This is a genomic window from Pseudarthrobacter raffinosi (assembly GCF_023913835.1).
Lineage (GTDB): Bacteria > Actinomycetota > Actinomycetes > Actinomycetales > Micrococcaceae > Arthrobacter > Arthrobacter raffinosi.
On the sequence record NZ_JAMXBG010000016.1, the window covers coordinates 59935 to 76297 of the forward strand.

The window sequence follows — 16363 nt, forward strand, 5'->3', positions numbered from 1 at the left end:
TGGCAGCACCGATGCCACAACAGAACAGAAGAGGGCAGCAGTGAGCGTTCAGCCGGAGACAGAGACCGGAACAGCAGCAGTGGCGGCGGAAACACCCGAAGAGGGTGCCTACAGCTTCGCGGCGATGGAGGCCAAATGGCCGCAGGTGTGGGAAGACCTTAAGGTTTTCACGCCTGTGGATGATGGTTCCCGCGAACGCCGCTACGTGCTGGACATGTTCCCGTACCCCTCGGGTGACCTGCACATGGGCCACGCCGAGGCCTTTGCCATGGGTGATGTTGTGGCCCGCTACCTGCGGCAAAAGGGCTTCGACGTCCTGCACCCGATCGGCTGGGACTCCTTCGGGCTGCCGGCGGAAAACGCCGCCATCAAGCGCAACGCCCACCCGAGCGAGTGGACCTACGCCAACATCGACACCCAGGCGGCGTCCTTCAAGCGTTACGCGATCTCCGCGGACTGGTCCCGTCGGGTCCACACCTCGGACCCCGAGTACTACCGCTGGACCCAGTGGCTGTTCAAGCGCTTCTACGAGAAGGGCCTGGCGTACCGCAAGGACTCCCCGGTCAACTGGTGCCCCAAGGACCAGACCGTCCTGGCCAACGAACAGGTGGTCAACGGTGCCTGCGAACGCTGCGGCACCCCCGTCACCAAGAAGTCCCTGAACCAGTGGTACTTCAAGATCACCGAGTACGCTGACCGGCTGCTCGATGACATGGACGAGCTGCGCGGCCACTGGCCCGAGCGGGTTCTGGCGATGCAGAAGAACTGGATCGGCCGCTCCGAAGGTGCCCACGTCAACTTTGTGATCGAGGCCGTCGGCGGCAAGCCCGCCAAGGACGTCACCGTCTTCACCACCCGCCCGGACACGCTGTACGGCGCCACGTTCTTTGTTGTCGCAGCCGACGCGCCGATCGCCGTCGAACTCGTCACCGAGGAGCACGCCGCCGCCTTGGACGCCTACCGCGAACAGGTCAAGGCACTCACCGAGATCGAACGCCAGTCCACCGAACGCGAAAAGACCGGTGTCTTCACCGGCCGCTACGCCGTCAACCCGCTGAACGGCGAAAAACTTCCGGTCTGGGCCGCTGACTACGTCCTGGCCGACTACGGCACCGGCGCCATCATGGCCGTCCCGGCACACGACCAGCGCGACCTCGACTTCGCCAAGACGTTCGACCTGCCTGTCCGCGCCGTGCTGGATACCGGTGAAGAGGATCCCACTGTGTCCGGCAAGGCCACTTCGGGCGAGGGCACCCTGATCAACTCGGGCGTCCTCGATGGGCTGCCGAAGGCCGAAGCCATCCCGGCTGCCATCGACATCCTGGAACAGCAGGGCACCGGGGAGAAATTCGTCAACTTCCGCCTGCGCGACTGGCTGCTGAGCCGCCAGCGTTTCTGGGGCACGCCCATCCCAATCATCCACTGCCCTGCCTGCGGCGAGGTTCCGGTTCCCGACGAGCAGCTGCCTGTCAGGCTGCCGGCGGACCTGCGCGGCGAGGACCTGTCCCCGAAGGGTACGTCCCCCCTGGCCGCCGCCGAGGCCTGGGTCAACGTTGACTGCCCCAACTGCCACGGGCCGGCAAAGCGCGATACTGACACCATGGACACCTTCGTGGATTCGTCCTGGTACTTCCTGCGGTTTGTTTCCCCGCAGTACACCGAGGGGCCATTCGACCCGGCAAAGATCAACGAGTGGATGCCGGTCGGCCAGTACGTGGGCGGCGTGGAGCACGCCATCCTGCACCTGCTGTACGCCCGCTTCTTCACCAAGGTCATCCACGACCTCGGCATGATCGACGCCGACGAGCCCTTCAGCGCGCTCCTGAACCAGGGCCAGGTCCTCAACGGGGGCAAGGCCATGAGCAAGTCGCTGGGCAACGGCGTTGACCTCAGCGAGCAGCTGGACAAGTTCGGCGTGGACGCCGTGCGCCTGACCATGATCTTCGCCTCCCCGCCGGAGGACGACGTCGACTGGGCGGACGTTTCGCCGTCGGGCTCCGCAAAGTTCCTGGCCCGTGCCTGGCGCCTGGCGCAGGACGTCACCAGCGAGCCCGGTGCCGACGTTACCGCCGGTGGCCGCGCGTTGCGTTCCGTCACGCACCGCACCATCGCCGACGCCGCCGCGCTGTTGGACACCAACAAGTTCAACGTGGTGGTGGCCAAGCTGATGGAGCTGGTCAATGCGACCCGCAAGGCTATAGATGCCGGCGCCGGCGGGGCCGATCCCGCCGTCCGCGAGGCAGCGGAAGCCGTTGCCGTCATCCTGAGCCTCTTCGCGCCGTACACCGCGGAAGACATGTGGAACGTCCTGGGTCACCCCGCGTCCGTGGCGAACGCCGGCTGGCCGATGTACGACGAAGCGCTGCTGGTCCAGGAGACCGTCACCGCGGTGGTCCAGGTCCAGGGCAAGGTCCGTGACCGCCTTGAAGTCTCGCCCGGGATCGGCCAGGACGAACTGCGGGAACTGGCGCTGGCCAGCGAAAACGTCCAGCGCGCGCTCGACGGCCGCGGCATCCGCACCGTGATCGTGCGAGCGCCTAAACTGGTCAACATCGTCCCGGCCTAGTCCGGGACACCGGCCGCCGGGCCAACCGGCGGCCGGCCCTAAACCAGGAGGCGCTCTTGCCCGACCGTGACGCCGCCGCGTGGCTCTGGCTCCGGGAGCGTCTGGCTGCCCTCCGTCCCGCACCGCGCGCCGGTGTGCCAGTACCCTCCACCCCGCCCGCCGTCGTCGTCCGTACCGCGGTGGTGACGGATTCTGCCGCTGCACTGCCGGCCGACTGGGTGCATGCCTGTGCAGGGGACGGGCGCCTGACTGTCATCGCGATGCCCGTTATGGTTGGCGCGGAAATTTACGGTGAGGGCGAAGACGACATCACCGAAACCATTGCGCTGGCACTCGCCAGCGGCACGTCGGTCAAGACGTCCCGCCCGTCACCGGGACAGTTTGAACAAGCCTTCCTGGCCGCCGAACGGCTGGGCTACGAGGGCGTGGTCTCCATCCACATTTCCGGCGGCTTGTCCGGAACGGCGGACGCGGCGCGGCTCGCGGCCACCCGGGTGACCATCCCCGTGGAAGTCCTCGACTCTTGCACCGTGGGCATGGCACTGGGCATGGGCGTGCAGGCCGCTGTGGCAGCAGCCGCGGCAGGCAGCGACACCGCAGCCGTAGCCGCCGCGGCGGCGGCGCAGTTCGCGCGGACCAAGGTCTATTTCTACGTGCCCAGCCTGGAACAGCTCCGCCGGGGCGGGCGGATCGGCGCGGCCGCCTCGCTGCTGGGGACCATGTTCGCCATCAAACCCATCCTGGCCGTCGACGACGGCAAGATCGTGCCGCTGGAAAAGGTCAGATCAGCAGCCAAAGCTGTTGCCCGCCTCGAGGAACTGGCCGCCGCGGACGCCGCATCGCGCCCCCACGGCCAGGCCCGCCTCGCCGTCCACCACTTCGGGAATCCGGTCGAGGCAGAAGCGCTGGCAGCCAGGCTGTCTGCCGCCTTGCCAAGCTGTCCGCCGGCCCAGATCAGCTCCCTGCCCGCCGTCCTGGCAGCCCACGCCGGGCTCGGCGTGCTCGCGGTGATCGTGGGCGAGGACGGCCCGGCAGCCCCGGAGCCGGAACTCCCCGCAGTTTCGCTATAGGTGCGTTTCCCGGCTGTCATTTTCTCAAGACGGCGTCCGGGGGCTGCGGTGTGGTGATCGGGTCTGCATGCCGGTGCACGAGTGCCCAGGTGTCGCCTTCGAGGCGATAGATGCTCGTAACCCGTAGCTCAAATGCTGATATTTTGTCGGCTCCTCCCACCTTGGCCTGCCAGTGTTCTATGTCCAGGAAGCAGGCGAGATCGGTTGTGACGTGCTTGGTGAGGGCATCAAAAGCCATGACGCGTCCAGATTTGAATCGTGCCGCCGCCGAATCGAGGGCCCCTGATACTCGCTCCCAGCCGACCACCGGAGGGCCCCAGGGATTAGCAAGGGAGACATCTCTGCTGTGGGAGAAAATGGCCTTGACGGGTTCCGGGTTGCCTTTAGCAAACTGATTTAGCGCCTGATGAAACTGGTCGATGACCTCGTCAAGCTGCATTGGTCCCACCAACTAACTCATAGGGCTTCTAAGGTAAGCGAATCTTAGCGGCTTCATGCCCCGCCGGTCACTGGCCTCCTGAATCTTCCAGCGGGGCGGCGGCTCGAGTCCCGAAGCTGGACCTTCCCGGCGGTTATACACCTAGCAGTTTCCACATAGGTGTAGCCGGGACTGTCACCCGCGGCCCTGCTTCCCTAGCGTTGGGAGCATGTCACGCCGGGACGCTGGAGCAGCACGCCAGGGGGCCCGGCATGCCCGGGACCGGCTGCCGTCCACGCTCGGAGCCGGCCCGGGGCTTCTGCTCACCGGCAGTGGCGAAAAGGTCTTTGAGTACGACGGCGGTACTTACCTATCCGGTGACGACGCCGCTTCGGGGGCTGCTGATGAGTCCGCTGCCGGAACAGGCAGGACAGGACCGGCGCTGAGATGGCGGGTGGGCCTGCGGGTCGCCCTGCTCATCGCCGCACTCGCGGTGCTTGGCAGCGTCTGGTTCTGGGCACAAGTAGCCGCCGGTCAGCCAGAAGTCAGGCCACTCAGTGACGTCTCCGCTCAGGGCAGCATGCCTGCTCGGGAAGGAACCGAAGGCCCGGAGCCCCACGGGGCCGGGCCGCCCGAACTGCCCTCGGAAAGTCCACAATCCGGCACGGTCATTATCCATGTGGCCGGGGCCATCGCTGTGCCGGGGATTGTTCAGTTGCCCGCTGGCAGCCGGGTTCACGAAGCAGTCGCCGCGGCAGGCGGAGGCACGCCTACAGCAGACCTGAACCGCCTCAACCTTGCTGCCGTGCTGGCGGACGGTCAGAAGCTCTACGTTCCCCAGGCCGGCGAAGAAATCCCCGCCGGTTCGTCCGGTCCACTCGGGGGACCGGGGGAGGAGACTGACGGCGGTGGGACCGCGTCAGAAGGAGGAAAGGTCAACCTCAACACAGCAGGCGTCGAAGAACTGGACGCCCTGCCGAAGGTTGGGCCCGTGCTGGCGCAGCGGATCGTGGACTGGCGCAAGGAACACGGCCCGTTCACATCGACCGAGGAGCTCGACGCCGTGGACGGCGTGGGTCCAAAGATGCTCGAGACACTCCTTCCCTTGGTAGGCGTCTGAGATGGCCAGGCGCAGCCCGTGGAGCCGCTTTGTTGACTCGGCCGTGCAGGGCCAGGGAGCTCCCGCGGCACCGGCACCCGTGGATACGCCCGCCATGACTACGTCCGCCGGGGTCCAGGCCGCGGGGCTGAAGGTCCGCAGGCTGGGTGAACGCGTCGGGACGAAACTCCGGGGCCAGGAGCCATCGAGTGCAGCAACGGCCGCGCCGCGCCGGCGCACCGACGTCAGGCTGGCCCTGCCCGCCCTCCTCGTCTGGAGTGCCGCCGTCGCCGGCGTCTGGCTTAGCCCTGTGGCGCTGGTGGGGCTCTGTTGCGGCTTGGTGCTGGTGGCCACGTGCCTGTTGATCCGGGCCTCACGCGGCCGGGCGCTGGTGGCAGGCCGGCGGAGCTTTCTTATGACCACCGCGGTTGCCTTGCTGCTGGCCGCGACCGCCGCTGCCCATTCGGCCGTCTCCTCGTCGCAACGCCACGACGGGCCGCTTGCCGAAGCTGTAGCCGCCGGCAACTCTGTGGTGGCCATCCTGGAAGTCACCGGATCGCCGCGGGCCATGACGGTCCCGGGAACTTCGGGGCCGCCCGAACGGTGGTCGGTAACGGCGCAGACGGAGCAGGTCACCGTCAGCAGCCGGGTCATCCGCACCCGTGCCCCGGTGGTGGTCATGGGCGGCAAGGGCTGGGGGGACCTGGTGCCCGGCCAGGTGGTCCGGACCGCCGGCAAGCTGAAGACACCGGACGCAGGCCAGCAGGAAACCGCTGTCCTGTCAGCCTCCCTGCCACCCCGTGCCGGTTCCGGGACCGGCAGCAGCGCCGCAGTCGATGATGCCAGCGCCCCGGGCTGGCAGCTGGTCGCGAAGGACCTGCGCGTCCGGTATGTCTCCGCTGCGTCCTTCCTTGCCGCCGATCCGGCCGGCCTCCTCCCGGGCATGGTTACCGGAGATACCAGCGCCCTGGACGAAGGGCTCAATGCCGCGATGAAAACGGTGGGAATGACCCACCTGACCGCGGTCAGCGGAGCCAACTGCAGCCTGGTCCTGGGTGCACTGCTGATCGCTGCACGCAGCCTGCGCCTGCCCCGGCTCCCCGCGGCAGGACTGGCGCTGACCGGCCTGGCAATGTTTGTGGTGCTCGTGGGCCCGGATGCCAGCGTGCTGCGCGCCGCGCTGATGGGTTCAATTGCCGTGGCATCGCTGGCAGGTGGCCGGACGGGCCGCGGACTCAGTTTCCTCTGCCTCGCGGTGTTGGGCCTGCTCCTGATCGACCCCGGCCTCGGTACCAGCATTGGGTTCCTCTTGTCGGTACTCGCGACCCTGGGCATCATCGTCCTGGGCCGACGGATGATTGACTGGACCCCGGCAGTGATTCCACGCTGGGCAGCCGCCGCCTGGGCCGTCCCGCTCTCCGCGCAGTTGCTGTGCGGCCCGGTGGTTGTGCTCCTGCAGCCCCAGTTTTCCACGTACTCGCTGCTTGCAAACCTGATGGCAGCCCCGCTGGTAGCACCGGTGACATTGCTGGGAACGGCAGCCGTCCCGCTGGTGGTTGCCGCGCCGTGGCTGGCCACCGTCCTGATCGCCGCGGCAGGCACTTTCAGCGCCGGAGTGGCAGGAACCGCACGGATCACGGCAGGATTGCCGGGGGCTGCGCTGCCCTGGCCCGAGGGCCCGTTCGGACTCCTGACCATGGTGCTGCTCTCCCTGCTGACCTTCGCCGGTGTGTGGCTGACTATCCGGCCGCGTCAGGTGTTGCCCTGGGTCCTGGCACTACACGCCCGGACGGAATCGATGCTGGACTTTCTGGAACGGCAGCTGGGGGCCACGGTGTCCCGGCTCTGGCCGGCGCGGTGCTTGCCGGACCGGCGCGGGCCAGGCCAGCGTGGCCCCGGCTTGGTGGCGGCGGCCCACCGTGGCAGGCTTAGACACTGCACCAGAATTTCCGGGAGGAATCCACCATGGCCGCAGCCCAGACCACACGTACCAGGACTCCGGCGTCCAACACGGCCACCTGGCGGGACGTGACGCCTGCCGAAATCGTCCTGGTGGGCGGACCGGAGGAATACCTCGGCATCCGTGCCATGGACCACGTCCGCGCCCAGGTGCGGACGGCGTTTCCCGACGTGGAAGTCAGCCGCCTCATGGCCGGAACGTACGAAGCCGGGACCCTCGCTATGCAAGTCAGCCCCTCACTCTTCGGTGAGCGCAAACTGATCGAAGTCGAAGGCGTTGAAGGCATGAACGATGCCTTCCTGGCCGACGCAATGACCTATCTGGCCCGCCCGGAGCCGGATGCGGTGCTCGTCCTGCGCCACGCCGGGGGAGTCCGCGGCAAGAAGCTCCTCGATGCCGTCAAGGCTGGCGGTTGGCCGGTAGTTGACTGCCAGCCCCTGAAGAAGGATGCGGATAAGGCCACTTTCGTGGCAACGGAATTCAGGGCCACCGGACGCAAGATCAGCTCGGACGCCGTGCAGACGCTTGTTAATGCCGTCGGCGCCAACCTTTCGGAGCTCGCGGCGGCGTGCAGCCAGCTGATCGCGGATGCCACGGGAGCAGTGACCCCGGAGTTGGTGGACCGCTACTACGGTGGCCGGATCGAGGCCACGGCCTTCAAGGTCGCGGACGCTGCCATGGCCGGAAACGGTCCAGTGGCGCTGTCCACCCTTCGCCACGCGCTGGCCACCGGGGCTGATCCGGTTCCGCTGGTTGCCGCGCTGGCAGCCAAGCTGCGGACGGTGGCCAAAGTTGCCGGCGCCCAGGGATCCCCGGCGCAGATCGCCCGGGAACTGGGCATGCAGCCCTGGCTCGTGGAGCAGGCCCAGCGCGATGTGCGCCGCTGGACCCCGGAGGGCCTGGTCCGCTCCATCCAGGCCACCGCCGAGGCCGATGCCCAGGTCAAGGGCCTTTCGCGTGATCCCGTCTATGCCGTTGAACATGCGGTGACCGTCATCGCAACCTCTGTGCGCGGGCACTGACGTCAGCTGATCGCGCCTGCGGTAGGTGGCTCTGGCGCAGAGACGCTGGCGGCTTAAAGATGTGTGGCCGGCACCCATCGGGTGCCGGCCACAATCATCAGTTCAGGTGAACTGGAAACCTTACAGCGCGTTGACCTTCTTGGAGATGGCCGACTTGCGGTTTGCTGCGTTGTTCTTGTGCAGAACACCCTTGCTGACAGCCTTGTCCAGCTTGCGGCCGGCAACAAGCAGGGCAGCGGCAGCCGCATCCTTGTCGGTGGACTCAACGGCGGTGTTGACGGCGCGGATGGCCGTCTTCAGCTCAGACTTGACTGCGTTGTTGCGCAGGCGAGCCTTCTCGTTGGTAAGGATGCGCTTCTTCTGGGACTTGATATTAGCCACGTGTGAACTCTCTTTTTAATGCGGAAATGGTCTAGAGGGCTTTCAGATTGGCCATTGACTGAGCGGCGTGGGGATACCTATGGCGGCCAACCATCAGTGGCCGTCGACCTGCACGGACACACAGCTATACAGAATAGCAGACCCCCCGGAAGCTGGCCATTTGGCGGGCTATTTCCAGCTGTGTCGGCGCCGTATGCCTGCAGCCACCAGATCGAAGCGTTTCCGGTCCAGAACTGCACCTTCGCGCCGGATGGCGTCCGGGCTGATCTGCAGGATCCGTCCAAGGTTCGCCTCGCTGGGCCGCTGCTGGCGGTCCCAACTGCCAGTTCCGATGTCCACGTAGTCTCCGGATCCGTTGCCGGCACGGTCATGGTCCCTGCTGGTGAGCATTACCCCCAACAGGTACTGTCCGCTCTTGCCCACCAGCAGAACCGGACGGTCTTTGCCCCGGGTGTGGTCCTCCTCATACGGCACCCAGGTCCACACAATCTCGCCGGGGTCGGGACTGCCGTCGGGCTGCGGGGCGTACTGGATGGACGCCGCGCCGGCAAAGTCGCCAGGATAGACGCCGTGCGGGGCCGGCCTCACCGGCGCCGCATGGCGGGCCGGTGCAGGCGGGTGCGGTCCGGCTGATCGGGTTGCCCCGTTACGGAACTTCTGCAGGACCCTGACGGACGTCCGGAAAGCGTTGGCCAAGGAGCGGAGGTTGATAGGCATGGGCCAAGACTATCGCCGGGCCACCGTGCCGGGTTTGAGCTGAATGCAATACGATGCGCCCGGACGTGGGAGACTGGAGGTTCCAAATGTGCGGTCCAGCCGCAGGGTGCCTTCGGTGCGTCCTGGCGGGGGTTGCACGAATGTCTACAGCACGAATGTCAACAGTAAGGACCCTGCGTGTCTCCCATGGCCCGCACCGCCCCGGTGCCCGCCGCGACTGATCCGGCCATCATTCGGAATTTCTGCATCATCGCGCACATTGACCACGGTAAATCCACCCTGGCTGACCGCATGTTGCAGTTCACCGGGGTGGTTAAGTCCCGCGATATGAAGGCCCAGTACCTGGACCGCATGGACATTGAGCGCGAACGCGGTATCACCATTAAGTCCCAGGCGGTCCGCATGCCCTGGGAACTCGACGGGACCAGCTACGCGCTGAACATGATCGACACCCCCGGCCACGTGGACTTCACCTACGAAGTGTCCCGTTCGCTGGCCGCCTGCGAAGGCGCAGTGCTGCTCGTTGACGCGGCGCAGGGCATTGAGGCGCAGACCCTCGCGAACCTGTACCTGGCGATGGAAAACAACCTCACCATCATCCCCGTGCTGAACAAGATCGACCTCCCGGCAGCCCAGCCTGAGAAGTACGCGGCGGAACTGGCCAGCCTGATCGGCGGCGACCCCGACGACGTGCTCCGCGTCTCCGGCAAGACCGGCATGGGCGTCGAGGTCCTGCTGGACAAGATCGTCCGCGATCTGCCGGCCCCCGTGGGGGACCCGAACGCCCCCGCGCGCGCCATGATCTTCGACTCGGTCTACGACACGTACCGCGGTGTGGTTACCTACGTCCGTGTGGTTGACGGCATGCTCCACCCCCGTGAACGCATCCAGATGATGTCCACCCGGGCCACCCACGAACTCCTCGAGATCGGAGTGAGCTCCCCGGAGCCCACCCCCTCCAAGGGTCTTGGGGTTGGCGAAGTGGGCTACCTCATCACCGGTGTGAAGGACGTCCGCCTGTCCAAGGTCGGCGACACCGTCACCAACCTTGCCAAGCCTGCCACAGTCTCCCTTCCCGGCTATGCCGATGCCAAGCCGATGGTCTTCTCCGGCCTGTACCCGCTGGACGGCACGGACTACCCGGTGCTCCGCGATGCGCTGGAGAAGCTGATGCTCAACGACGCCGCACTGGTGTACGAGCCCGAAACGTCGGCCGCGCTCGGCTTCGGCTTCCGCGTCGGCTTCCTCGGCCTGCTCCACCTGGAAATCACCAGGGAGCGGCTTGAACGCGAATACAATCTCGACCTGATCTCCACCGCCCCCAACGTGGAGTATGAAGTGACGCTGGAGGACAAGAAGGTGGTCCATGTGACCAACCCCAGCGAATACCCTTCCGGCAAGATCGCAGAGGTCCGCGAGCCGATGGTGGCTGCCACCATCCTGGCGCCGAATGAGTTTGTGGGCGCCATCATGGAGCTCTGCCAAAGCCGCCGAGGCGTTATTGGCGGCATGGACTACCTGTCCGAGGACAGGGTCGAAATCCGCTACCGGCTGCCACTCGCTGAGATCGTGTTCGATTTCTTTGACATCCTCAAATCCAAGACCCGGGGCTACGGCTCGCTGGACTGGAAAGCCGACGGCGAGCAGGTGGCCGACCTGGTCAAGGTGGACATCATGCTCCAAGGCGAACAGGTGGATGCCTTCTCCGCCATCACGCACCGCGAGAAGGCCTATGCCTACGGTGTAATGATGACCGGCAAACTGCGCGAGCTCATTCCCCGCCAGCAGTTCGAAGTGCCCATCCAGGCTGCCATCGGCTCCAGGATCATCGCCCGGGAAAGCATCCGCGCCATCCGCAAGGACGTTCTGGCCAAGTGCTACGGCGGCGACATTTCCCGTAAGCGCAAACTGCTGGAGAAGCAGAAGGAAGGCAAAAAGCGCATGAAGATGGTGGGCCGCGTTGAGGTCCCCCAGGAAGCCTTCATCGCTGCGCTGACCACCGACGAGTCCAAGGACAAGGCCAAGAAGTAGTGATGACAGTGGCCGGCAACACCGGAGGCCCCTGCAATGCCTAGCATTCTTCCGCTCGGTGACCCCGCGCCGTCGGACGGTCTGCTGCCCGCCCAGGCAGTGGCCGGTGCGGCGGACCGGGCCTTCGGGCTGTACGTGCACATCCCGTTCTGCGCTGTTCGTTGCGGATACTGCGACTTCAACACCTACACGGCCACCGAGCTGGGCGGCGGGGCGTCACAGGACGCCTACGCCACCACGGCCGTGTCCGAAGTCGACTTTGCCGCCACGGTCCTGCGGAACTCGGGTCTCCCGGACCGGCCGCTGAGCACAGTCTTCTTCGGCGGCGGCACCCCCACGCTGCTCCCGGCGGAAGACCTAGCGCGGATCCTGACGGCCGCCGTCGGGCACTGGGGCCTGGAACCCGGCGCCGAAGTGACTACCGAAGCAAACCCGGACTCGGTCACCCCTGCATCCCTTCAGGTCCTGGCCGATGCCGGTTTCACCCGGGTTTCCTTTGGCATGCAGTCTGCCGTTCCCCATGTACTGAAGGTCCTGGACCGCACGCACACGCCCAGCCGCGTGCCGCAGGTGGTGCAGTGGGCGCGCGATGCCGGACTGGCCGTGAGCCTGGACCTGATCTACGGGACGCCGGGGGAGTCCCTGGAGGACTGGCGGTTCTCCCTGGAGACGGCCCTGTCCTACGAGCCAGACCACATCAGTGCCTACGCGCTGATCGTTGAGGACGGCACCAAGCTGGCGGCCCAGATCCGCCGTGGTGAAGTCCCGGGAATCGACGACGACGACCACGCCGACAAATACGAACTCGCCGACCAGCTGATCGGCGCTGCTGGCCTTAGCTGGTATGAGGTCAGCAACTGGTCCCGGACGCCGGAGCAGGCATGCCGGCACAACCTCGCGTACTGGCGCGGGGACGACTGGTGGGGCATCGGGCCAGGTGCACATTCACACGTCGGCGGGGTGCGGTGGTGGAACGTCAAGCACCCCACGGCCTACGCCGGACGGCTCGCTCAGGGCCTGTCGCCGGCCGCCGGGCGGGAAACGCTGGACGCCGAAACCCGCGACGTTGAGCGCGTGATGCTTGAGGCCCGGCTCGTGTCGGGGCTGGCAACGTCAACGCTGGGCGACCACGGCCGTCACGCCGTGGCCGGGCTCATTGCCGACGGCCTGGTGGAGCCACCGGCTGCCTTCCACGGCACGCTGGTATTGACCCTGAAGGGCCGCCTGCTGGCCGACGCCGTGGTCCGAAGGATCCTGCCAGGCTGACCTGCCGGACAAGCTGGTGGGCCCACGCCCGCAGGGTTCCCTGGAGGAGGTTTAGGGTGACGGTGGGGACTACTTGATCCAGCGCAGGTTGTACTGGTAACGGTGGGGCTGGCCCTTGTTGACATGGATACCTGCGGCCACGGAGAAGCAGGTCAGGGCAATCCAGATCAGGGTGGCGATGACGGCGAAGATGTTTCCCACCACCGGAATGAACACCAGGAGATTGGCCACCAGCGCCGCGATGGTGGGCGGCAGGCTGAAGTTCAGCGCTTCCTTGGATTCCTGGGCGGTAAACGGCCCGCGCTCACGGAAAATCAGGTAGATCAGCAGTGACGGAACACAGCCGAGGATCCCGCCGAAGTGTGCCAGTGTGGCCCACTGGCGGTCTTCGCTGGCCGTCAGGGGCAGCGCGTTAGCCGGAACGCCCTGGTACTCGGAACGGCCCTGGCCGCCGTGGTCGTCCCGGTGCTCGCGTGCGTTTTGTGCCACGGTTTTCTTCCTTCGAAAGTGCAATGGTGCTGGGTTGGAGAATGCCAGAGTGAAGCAACGGCAGCCTCCGCAGTACCAAGAATACTGGTTCAGCCACCAAATGCTGCCGCCAGGAGCCGGATCCGGTGTCAGGGCACCGTCAGGAAGTCGATGACTTCCTCCACTCTCCCGAGGAGTGATGCTTCCAGGTCCGCGTAGCTGCGGACAGCGCCCAGCAGCTTTTGCCAGCCAAGCCCGATGTCTTCCTTGGTGGAGTGCGGCCAGCCGAACGCTGCCAGGATTCCGGTCTTCCAGTCCTGCCCGCGCGGCACCACCGGCCATTGCTCGATGCCCAGTACAGCGGGCCGGATGGCCTGCCACACGTCAACGTAAGGGTGCCCGACGATCAGGACATTCCCCACCGCGCCGGGGGAGGCCATCACGGCAGCCGCGATGCGCCACTCCTTCGAGTCCGGCACCAGGTGGTCCACCAGGACCCCCAGCCGCCGCCCTGGACCGGGACCGAATGCGGCCACCGTCCCTGCCAGGTCATCAATGCCATGCAAAGGCTCGACGACGATGCCCTCTACGCGGAGATCGTCACCCCAGACTTTTTCCACGAGTTCGGCGTCGTGCTTTCCCTCCACCCAGATTCTGCTGGCTTTGGCCACCTGGGCGCGCTGGCCGGCCACGCGGAACGAGCCGGACGCCGTCCGGCCGGCGGCCACGGGGGCGGCCTGCCTGGGCGCCGGGGGAACGAGCCGGATGGGCTGCCCCTCCAGGAGGAACCCGAAGCCCAGCCGGAAGGACCGGGACTTGCCGCGCCGGTCTTCGAGGGCCACGACATGCATGCCCCCGGACTTCTCCACCCGGGTCACCGCTCCCACCCAGCCTGACTGGGCGTCTTCGAGAACCATGCCACGTTCCACGGGGACCTCGGGGAGTTCGCTTCTCACAGGCGCGGTGATCTCCTGCGGACCCCAGTTCTGGTACTGCATGGATTGATTCCGCCTTGCCGCTAGATCCTGGCCCGGAATTTCGCCCGGAGCGGTACCAATGCTAACAACGGGGTGACTCATATTAGACTGTTAGCACTTAGGCATGTCGAGTGCTAACCCTGCAGTGACCACGGATGGAGGTGGAATATGAGCGAGCCGCGCAAACTCGAAGTACTGCGCGCCATCGTGGAGGACTATGTGCACTCCCGCGAGCCAGTAGGTTCAAAAGCGCTCGTGGAACGCCACCACCTCGGCGTGTCCAGTGCCACCATCCGCAACGACATGGCGGCCTTGGAAGACGACGGCCTGATCACGGCCCCGCACACCAGCGCCGGACGGATCCCCACAGACAAAGGCTATCGGCTGTTTGTGGACCAGATTTCAGCGGTAAAGCCGCTTTCCCATGCGGAACGGCGTGCAATCCAGTCGCTGCTGGAGGGCGCCGACGATCTGGACGACGTCCTTGACAGGACCGTCAGGATGCTGTCGCAGCTGACCAACCAGGTCGCCGTAGTGCAGTATCCGCATCTGAGCCGCGCCACCATCCGCCACATCGAATTCGTCCTGCTCGCGCCCCGGCAGGTCCTGGTGATCCTCATCGCCACCACCGGCAAGGTCGAGCAGCGCGTGATCGACATCGGCCAGGACCTCGGCGACGACGCCATCGCCGCGCTGCGGTCACACTTCCTCGGATCACTCGCGGGCATCTCGCTGAGCCGGCTGACCCCCTCGCTGCCGGGAGTCGTTTTGTCCGTCAGCCCGGGCCAACGCGCGGCGGCCCAGGCCTTGGCCCACGGGCTGGAAACGCTCGCCCACAGCAGCCGGGAGGAACGCATGGTCATGGCCGGAACGGCGAACCTCGCCCGCTCCAATGTGGATTTTCCGCTCAGTATCGGGCCGGTCCTGGAAGCGCTCGAGGAGCAGGTTGTCCTGCTGCGCCTCCTGAGCGACATGGCGCAGGATCCGAGGGGCGTGGCAGTCAGCATCGGGCGTGAAAACCCGTACGACGGGCTCGCGGAAGCCTCCGTGGTGGCCACGGGCTACGGACCAGACAGCACTGCCAAGATCGGTGTGCTCGGCCCTACGCGGATGGACTATCCCACCACCATGGCCGCCGTCAGGGCAGTAGCCCGTTACCTTTCAAGAATTCTGGGTCCGTAACAGCACCGCGGTCCAGGCACGAAGAGCAGTGCCGGCAGCCCGGCTGCCGGCAGTACAACAAGGAAGAGATACGAACTTTGAGCAGCCACTACGACGTCCTCGGAGTCTCGCCGGAAGCCACCGGGGAAGAGATCAAGAAGGCCTACCGCAAGCTGGCCCGCACTCTTCACCCGGACGTAAACCCCGGGGACGATGCATCGGACCGCTTCAAGGCCGTGACCCATGCCTACGAGGTACTTTCGGACCCGCAGAAGCGCCGGATCTATGACACCACCGGCAATGAGAACGGCACCGACAACGGGTTCGGCGGCGGCGGATACTCCGGCCAGGGCTTCGCGTTCCAGGACATCTTCGACACGTTCTTCGGGGCCGGCGGCACCTCCGGCCCCGCGTCCCGGGTCCGCCGCGGCCAGGACGCGCTGATCAGTGTACGGATCGAACTCCGCGATGCCGTGTTCGGCGTCAACCGGAAACTCGAAGTGGACACAGCCGTCACCTGCCCCACCTGCAACGGGTCATGCTGCCGCGAAGGCAGCCACCCTGTGCGCTGCGATATCTGCGGCGGCAGCGGCCAGGTCCAGCGGGCGGTTCGCTCCATCCTGGGCCAGGTCATGACGGCGGCCCCGTGTGGCAGCTGCGAAGGCTTCGGGACGGTCATCAAGGACCCCTGCAACGAATGCAGCGGCCAAGGCCGCATCCGCAGCCGGCGGTCGCTCACCATCAAGGTGCCGGCCGGTGTTGCCACAGGCACCCGGATCCAGCTCTCCGGGCAGGGCGAAGCAGGCCCGGCCGGCGGACCGTCCGGGGACCTGTACGTGGAACTCCGGGTCAACAACGACGCCACCTACGCGCGCGACGGTGACGACCTGCACGCAACGCTGCACATCCCGATGACTGCCGCCGCCCTGGGCACCGAGCTGTCACTGGAAACCTTTGACGGGCTGCAGGAAATCGATGTCAAGGCAGGGACGCAGTCCGGAGAGATCATCACGCTCCGTGGACTCGGCGTGACGCACCTGCGCGGTTACGGCCGCGGGGACCTGATGGTCCATCTGCAGGTGGAGACGCCGGCCAAGCTCGATGCCGCGCAGGAGGATCTCCTGCGGCAGCTGGCGAAGCTGCGGGGCGAGCAGTTCACGGAAGGCAAGCTGGCTGCCAGCGGCGGCGTCTTTGCCAAGCTGCGGGACCGGTTCGGTAACCTGTAAC

General features: G+C 66.3%; 14 protein-coding genes. 9 read left to right on the forward strand and 5 right to left on the reverse strand.

Features of this window, described 5'->3' with window-relative positions; genetic code table 11:
* The first annotated feature begins 40 nt into the window (after positions 1-40).
* Positions 41-2566, forward strand: a complete 2526-nt coding sequence (gene leuS, locus NG697_RS15320) for a leucine--tRNA ligase (RefSeq protein WP_252607993.1) — start codon at positions 41-43, stop codon at positions 2564-2566.
* Between the two features lie 56 nt (positions 2567-2622).
* A complete protein-coding gene (locus tag NG697_RS15325; RefSeq protein ID WP_252598877.1) occupies positions 2623-3636 on the forward strand; it encodes a DegV family protein in 1014 nt (337 codons plus the stop codon).
* A gap of 16 nt (positions 3637-3652) precedes the next feature.
* Here NG697_RS15325 and NG697_RS15330 read toward each other — a convergent pair whose 3' ends face one another.
* The gene (locus NG697_RS15330; protein WP_252607992.1) at positions 3653-4075 is read right to left on the reverse strand and encodes a YybH family protein; all 423 of its coding nucleotides are present in this window, start codon (positions 4073-4075) and stop codon (positions 3653-3655) included.
* A gap of 208 nt (positions 4076-4283) precedes the next feature.
* Between NG697_RS15330 and NG697_RS15335 the strand changes: the two genes are divergently transcribed.
* Genes NG697_RS15335 through holA form a run of 3 tightly spaced genes read left to right on the forward strand, consistent with a single transcriptional unit; the run spans position 4284 to position 8135 of the window.
* Complete coding sequence (locus NG697_RS15335) at positions 4284-5174, forward strand: ComEA family DNA-binding protein (RefSeq protein WP_252614593.1); 891 nt, start codon at positions 4284-4286, stop codon at positions 5172-5174.
* Position 5175: 1 nt separating this feature from the next.
* Positions 5176-7185 carry a ComEC/Rec2 family competence protein gene (locus NG697_RS15340; RefSeq protein WP_252614594.1) on the forward strand — a complete coding sequence of 670 codons (2010 nt, stop codon included), beginning with the start codon at positions 5176-5178 and terminating at the stop codon, positions 7183-7185.
* Positions 7119-8135: a DNA polymerase III subunit delta gene (holA, locus tag NG697_RS15345; protein WP_252614595.1), complete on the forward strand. Its 1017-nt coding sequence runs from the start codon at positions 7119-7121 to the stop codon at positions 8133-8135. The genes NG697_RS15340 and holA overlap by 67 nt, the downstream gene beginning before the upstream one ends.
* A 120-nt stretch (positions 8136-8255) precedes the next feature.
* On the opposite strand, the gene rpsT is transcribed toward holA, so the two are convergent.
* Both rpsT and NG697_RS15355 read right to left on the reverse strand, forming a co-directional pair.
* The gene (gene rpsT / locus NG697_RS15350) at positions 8256-8516 is read right to left on the reverse strand and encodes a 30S ribosomal protein S20 (protein ID WP_056340153.1); all 261 of its coding nucleotides are present in this window, start codon (positions 8514-8516) and stop codon (positions 8256-8258) included.
* A gap of 168 nt (positions 8517-8684) precedes the next feature.
* A complete protein-coding gene (locus NG697_RS15355) occupies positions 8685-9233 on the reverse strand; it encodes a type II toxin-antitoxin system PemK/MazF family toxin (protein ID WP_252614596.1) in 549 nt (182 codons plus the stop codon).
* A gap of 177 nt (positions 9234-9410) precedes the next feature.
* Here NG697_RS15355 and lepA point away from each other — a divergent pair, with 177 nt between their 5' ends.
* Positions 9411-11264, forward strand: a complete 1854-nt coding sequence (gene lepA / locus NG697_RS15360; RefSeq protein WP_252598871.1) for a translation elongation factor 4 — start codon at positions 9411-9413, stop codon at positions 11262-11264.
* A 36-nt stretch (positions 11265-11300) separates the two neighbouring features.
* A complete protein-coding gene (gene hemW / locus NG697_RS15365) occupies positions 11301-12530 on the forward strand; it encodes a radical SAM family heme chaperone HemW (protein ID WP_252614597.1) in 1230 nt (409 codons plus the stop codon).
* Between the two features lie 69 nt (positions 12531-12599).
* On the opposite strand, the gene NG697_RS15370 is transcribed toward hemW, so the two are convergent.
* Complete coding sequence (locus NG697_RS15370) at positions 12600-13019, reverse strand: DUF4870 domain-containing protein (RefSeq protein WP_252575353.1); 420 nt, start codon at positions 13017-13019, stop codon at positions 12600-12602.
* A gap of 128 nt (positions 13020-13147) precedes the next feature.
* A complete protein-coding gene (locus tag NG697_RS15375; RefSeq protein ID WP_252614598.1) occupies positions 13148-13996 on the reverse strand; it encodes a DUF3097 domain-containing protein in 849 nt (282 codons plus the stop codon).
* Between the two features lie 147 nt (positions 13997-14143).
* On the opposite strand from NG697_RS15375, the gene hrcA reads away from it, so the two are divergent.
* The gene (gene hrcA, locus NG697_RS15380) at positions 14144-15157 is read left to right on the forward strand and encodes a heat-inducible transcriptional repressor HrcA (protein ID WP_252614599.1); all 1014 of its coding nucleotides are present in this window, start codon (positions 14144-14146) and stop codon (positions 15155-15157) included.
* Positions 15158-15234: 77 nt separating this feature from the next.
* On the forward strand, positions 15235-16362 hold the full coding sequence (dnaJ, locus tag NG697_RS15385) for a molecular chaperone DnaJ (protein WP_252607985.1): 1128 nt from the start codon (positions 15235-15237) through the stop codon (positions 16360-16362).
* Position 16363 lies beyond the last annotated feature (1 nt).

Excerpts from the sequence above, each read along its gene's own strand:
- NG697_RS15330 (WP_252607992.1), bottom strand. The coding sequence starts at position 4,075 with ATGCAGCTTGACGAGGTCATCGACCAGTTTCATCAGGCGCTAAATCAG.
- NG697_RS15335 (WP_252614593.1), top strand. The coding sequence starts at position 4,284 with ATGTCACGCCGGGACGCTGGAGCAGCACGCCAGGGGGCCCGGCATGCC.
- NG697_RS15340 (WP_252614594.1), top strand. The coding sequence starts at position 5,176 with ATGGCCAGGCGCAGCCCGTGGAGCCGCTTTGTTGACTCGGCCGTGCAG.
- holA (WP_252614595.1), top strand. The coding sequence starts at position 7,119 with ATGGCCGCAGCCCAGACCACACGTACCAGGACTCCGGCGTCCAACACG.
- NG697_RS15355 (WP_252614596.1), bottom strand. The coding sequence starts at position 9,233 with ATGCCTATCAACCTCCGCTCCTTGGCCAACGCTTTCCGGACGTCCGTC.
- hemW (WP_252614597.1), top strand. The coding sequence starts at position 11,301 with ATGCCTAGCATTCTTCCGCTCGGTGACCCCGCGCCGTCGGACGGTCTG.
- NG697_RS15375 (WP_252614598.1), bottom strand. The coding sequence starts at position 13,996 with ATGCAGTACCAGAACTGGGGTCCGCAGGAGATCACCGCGCCTGTGAGA.
- hrcA (WP_252614599.1), top strand. The coding sequence starts at position 14,144 with ATGAGCGAGCCGCGCAAACTCGAAGTACTGCGCGCCATCGTGGAGGAC.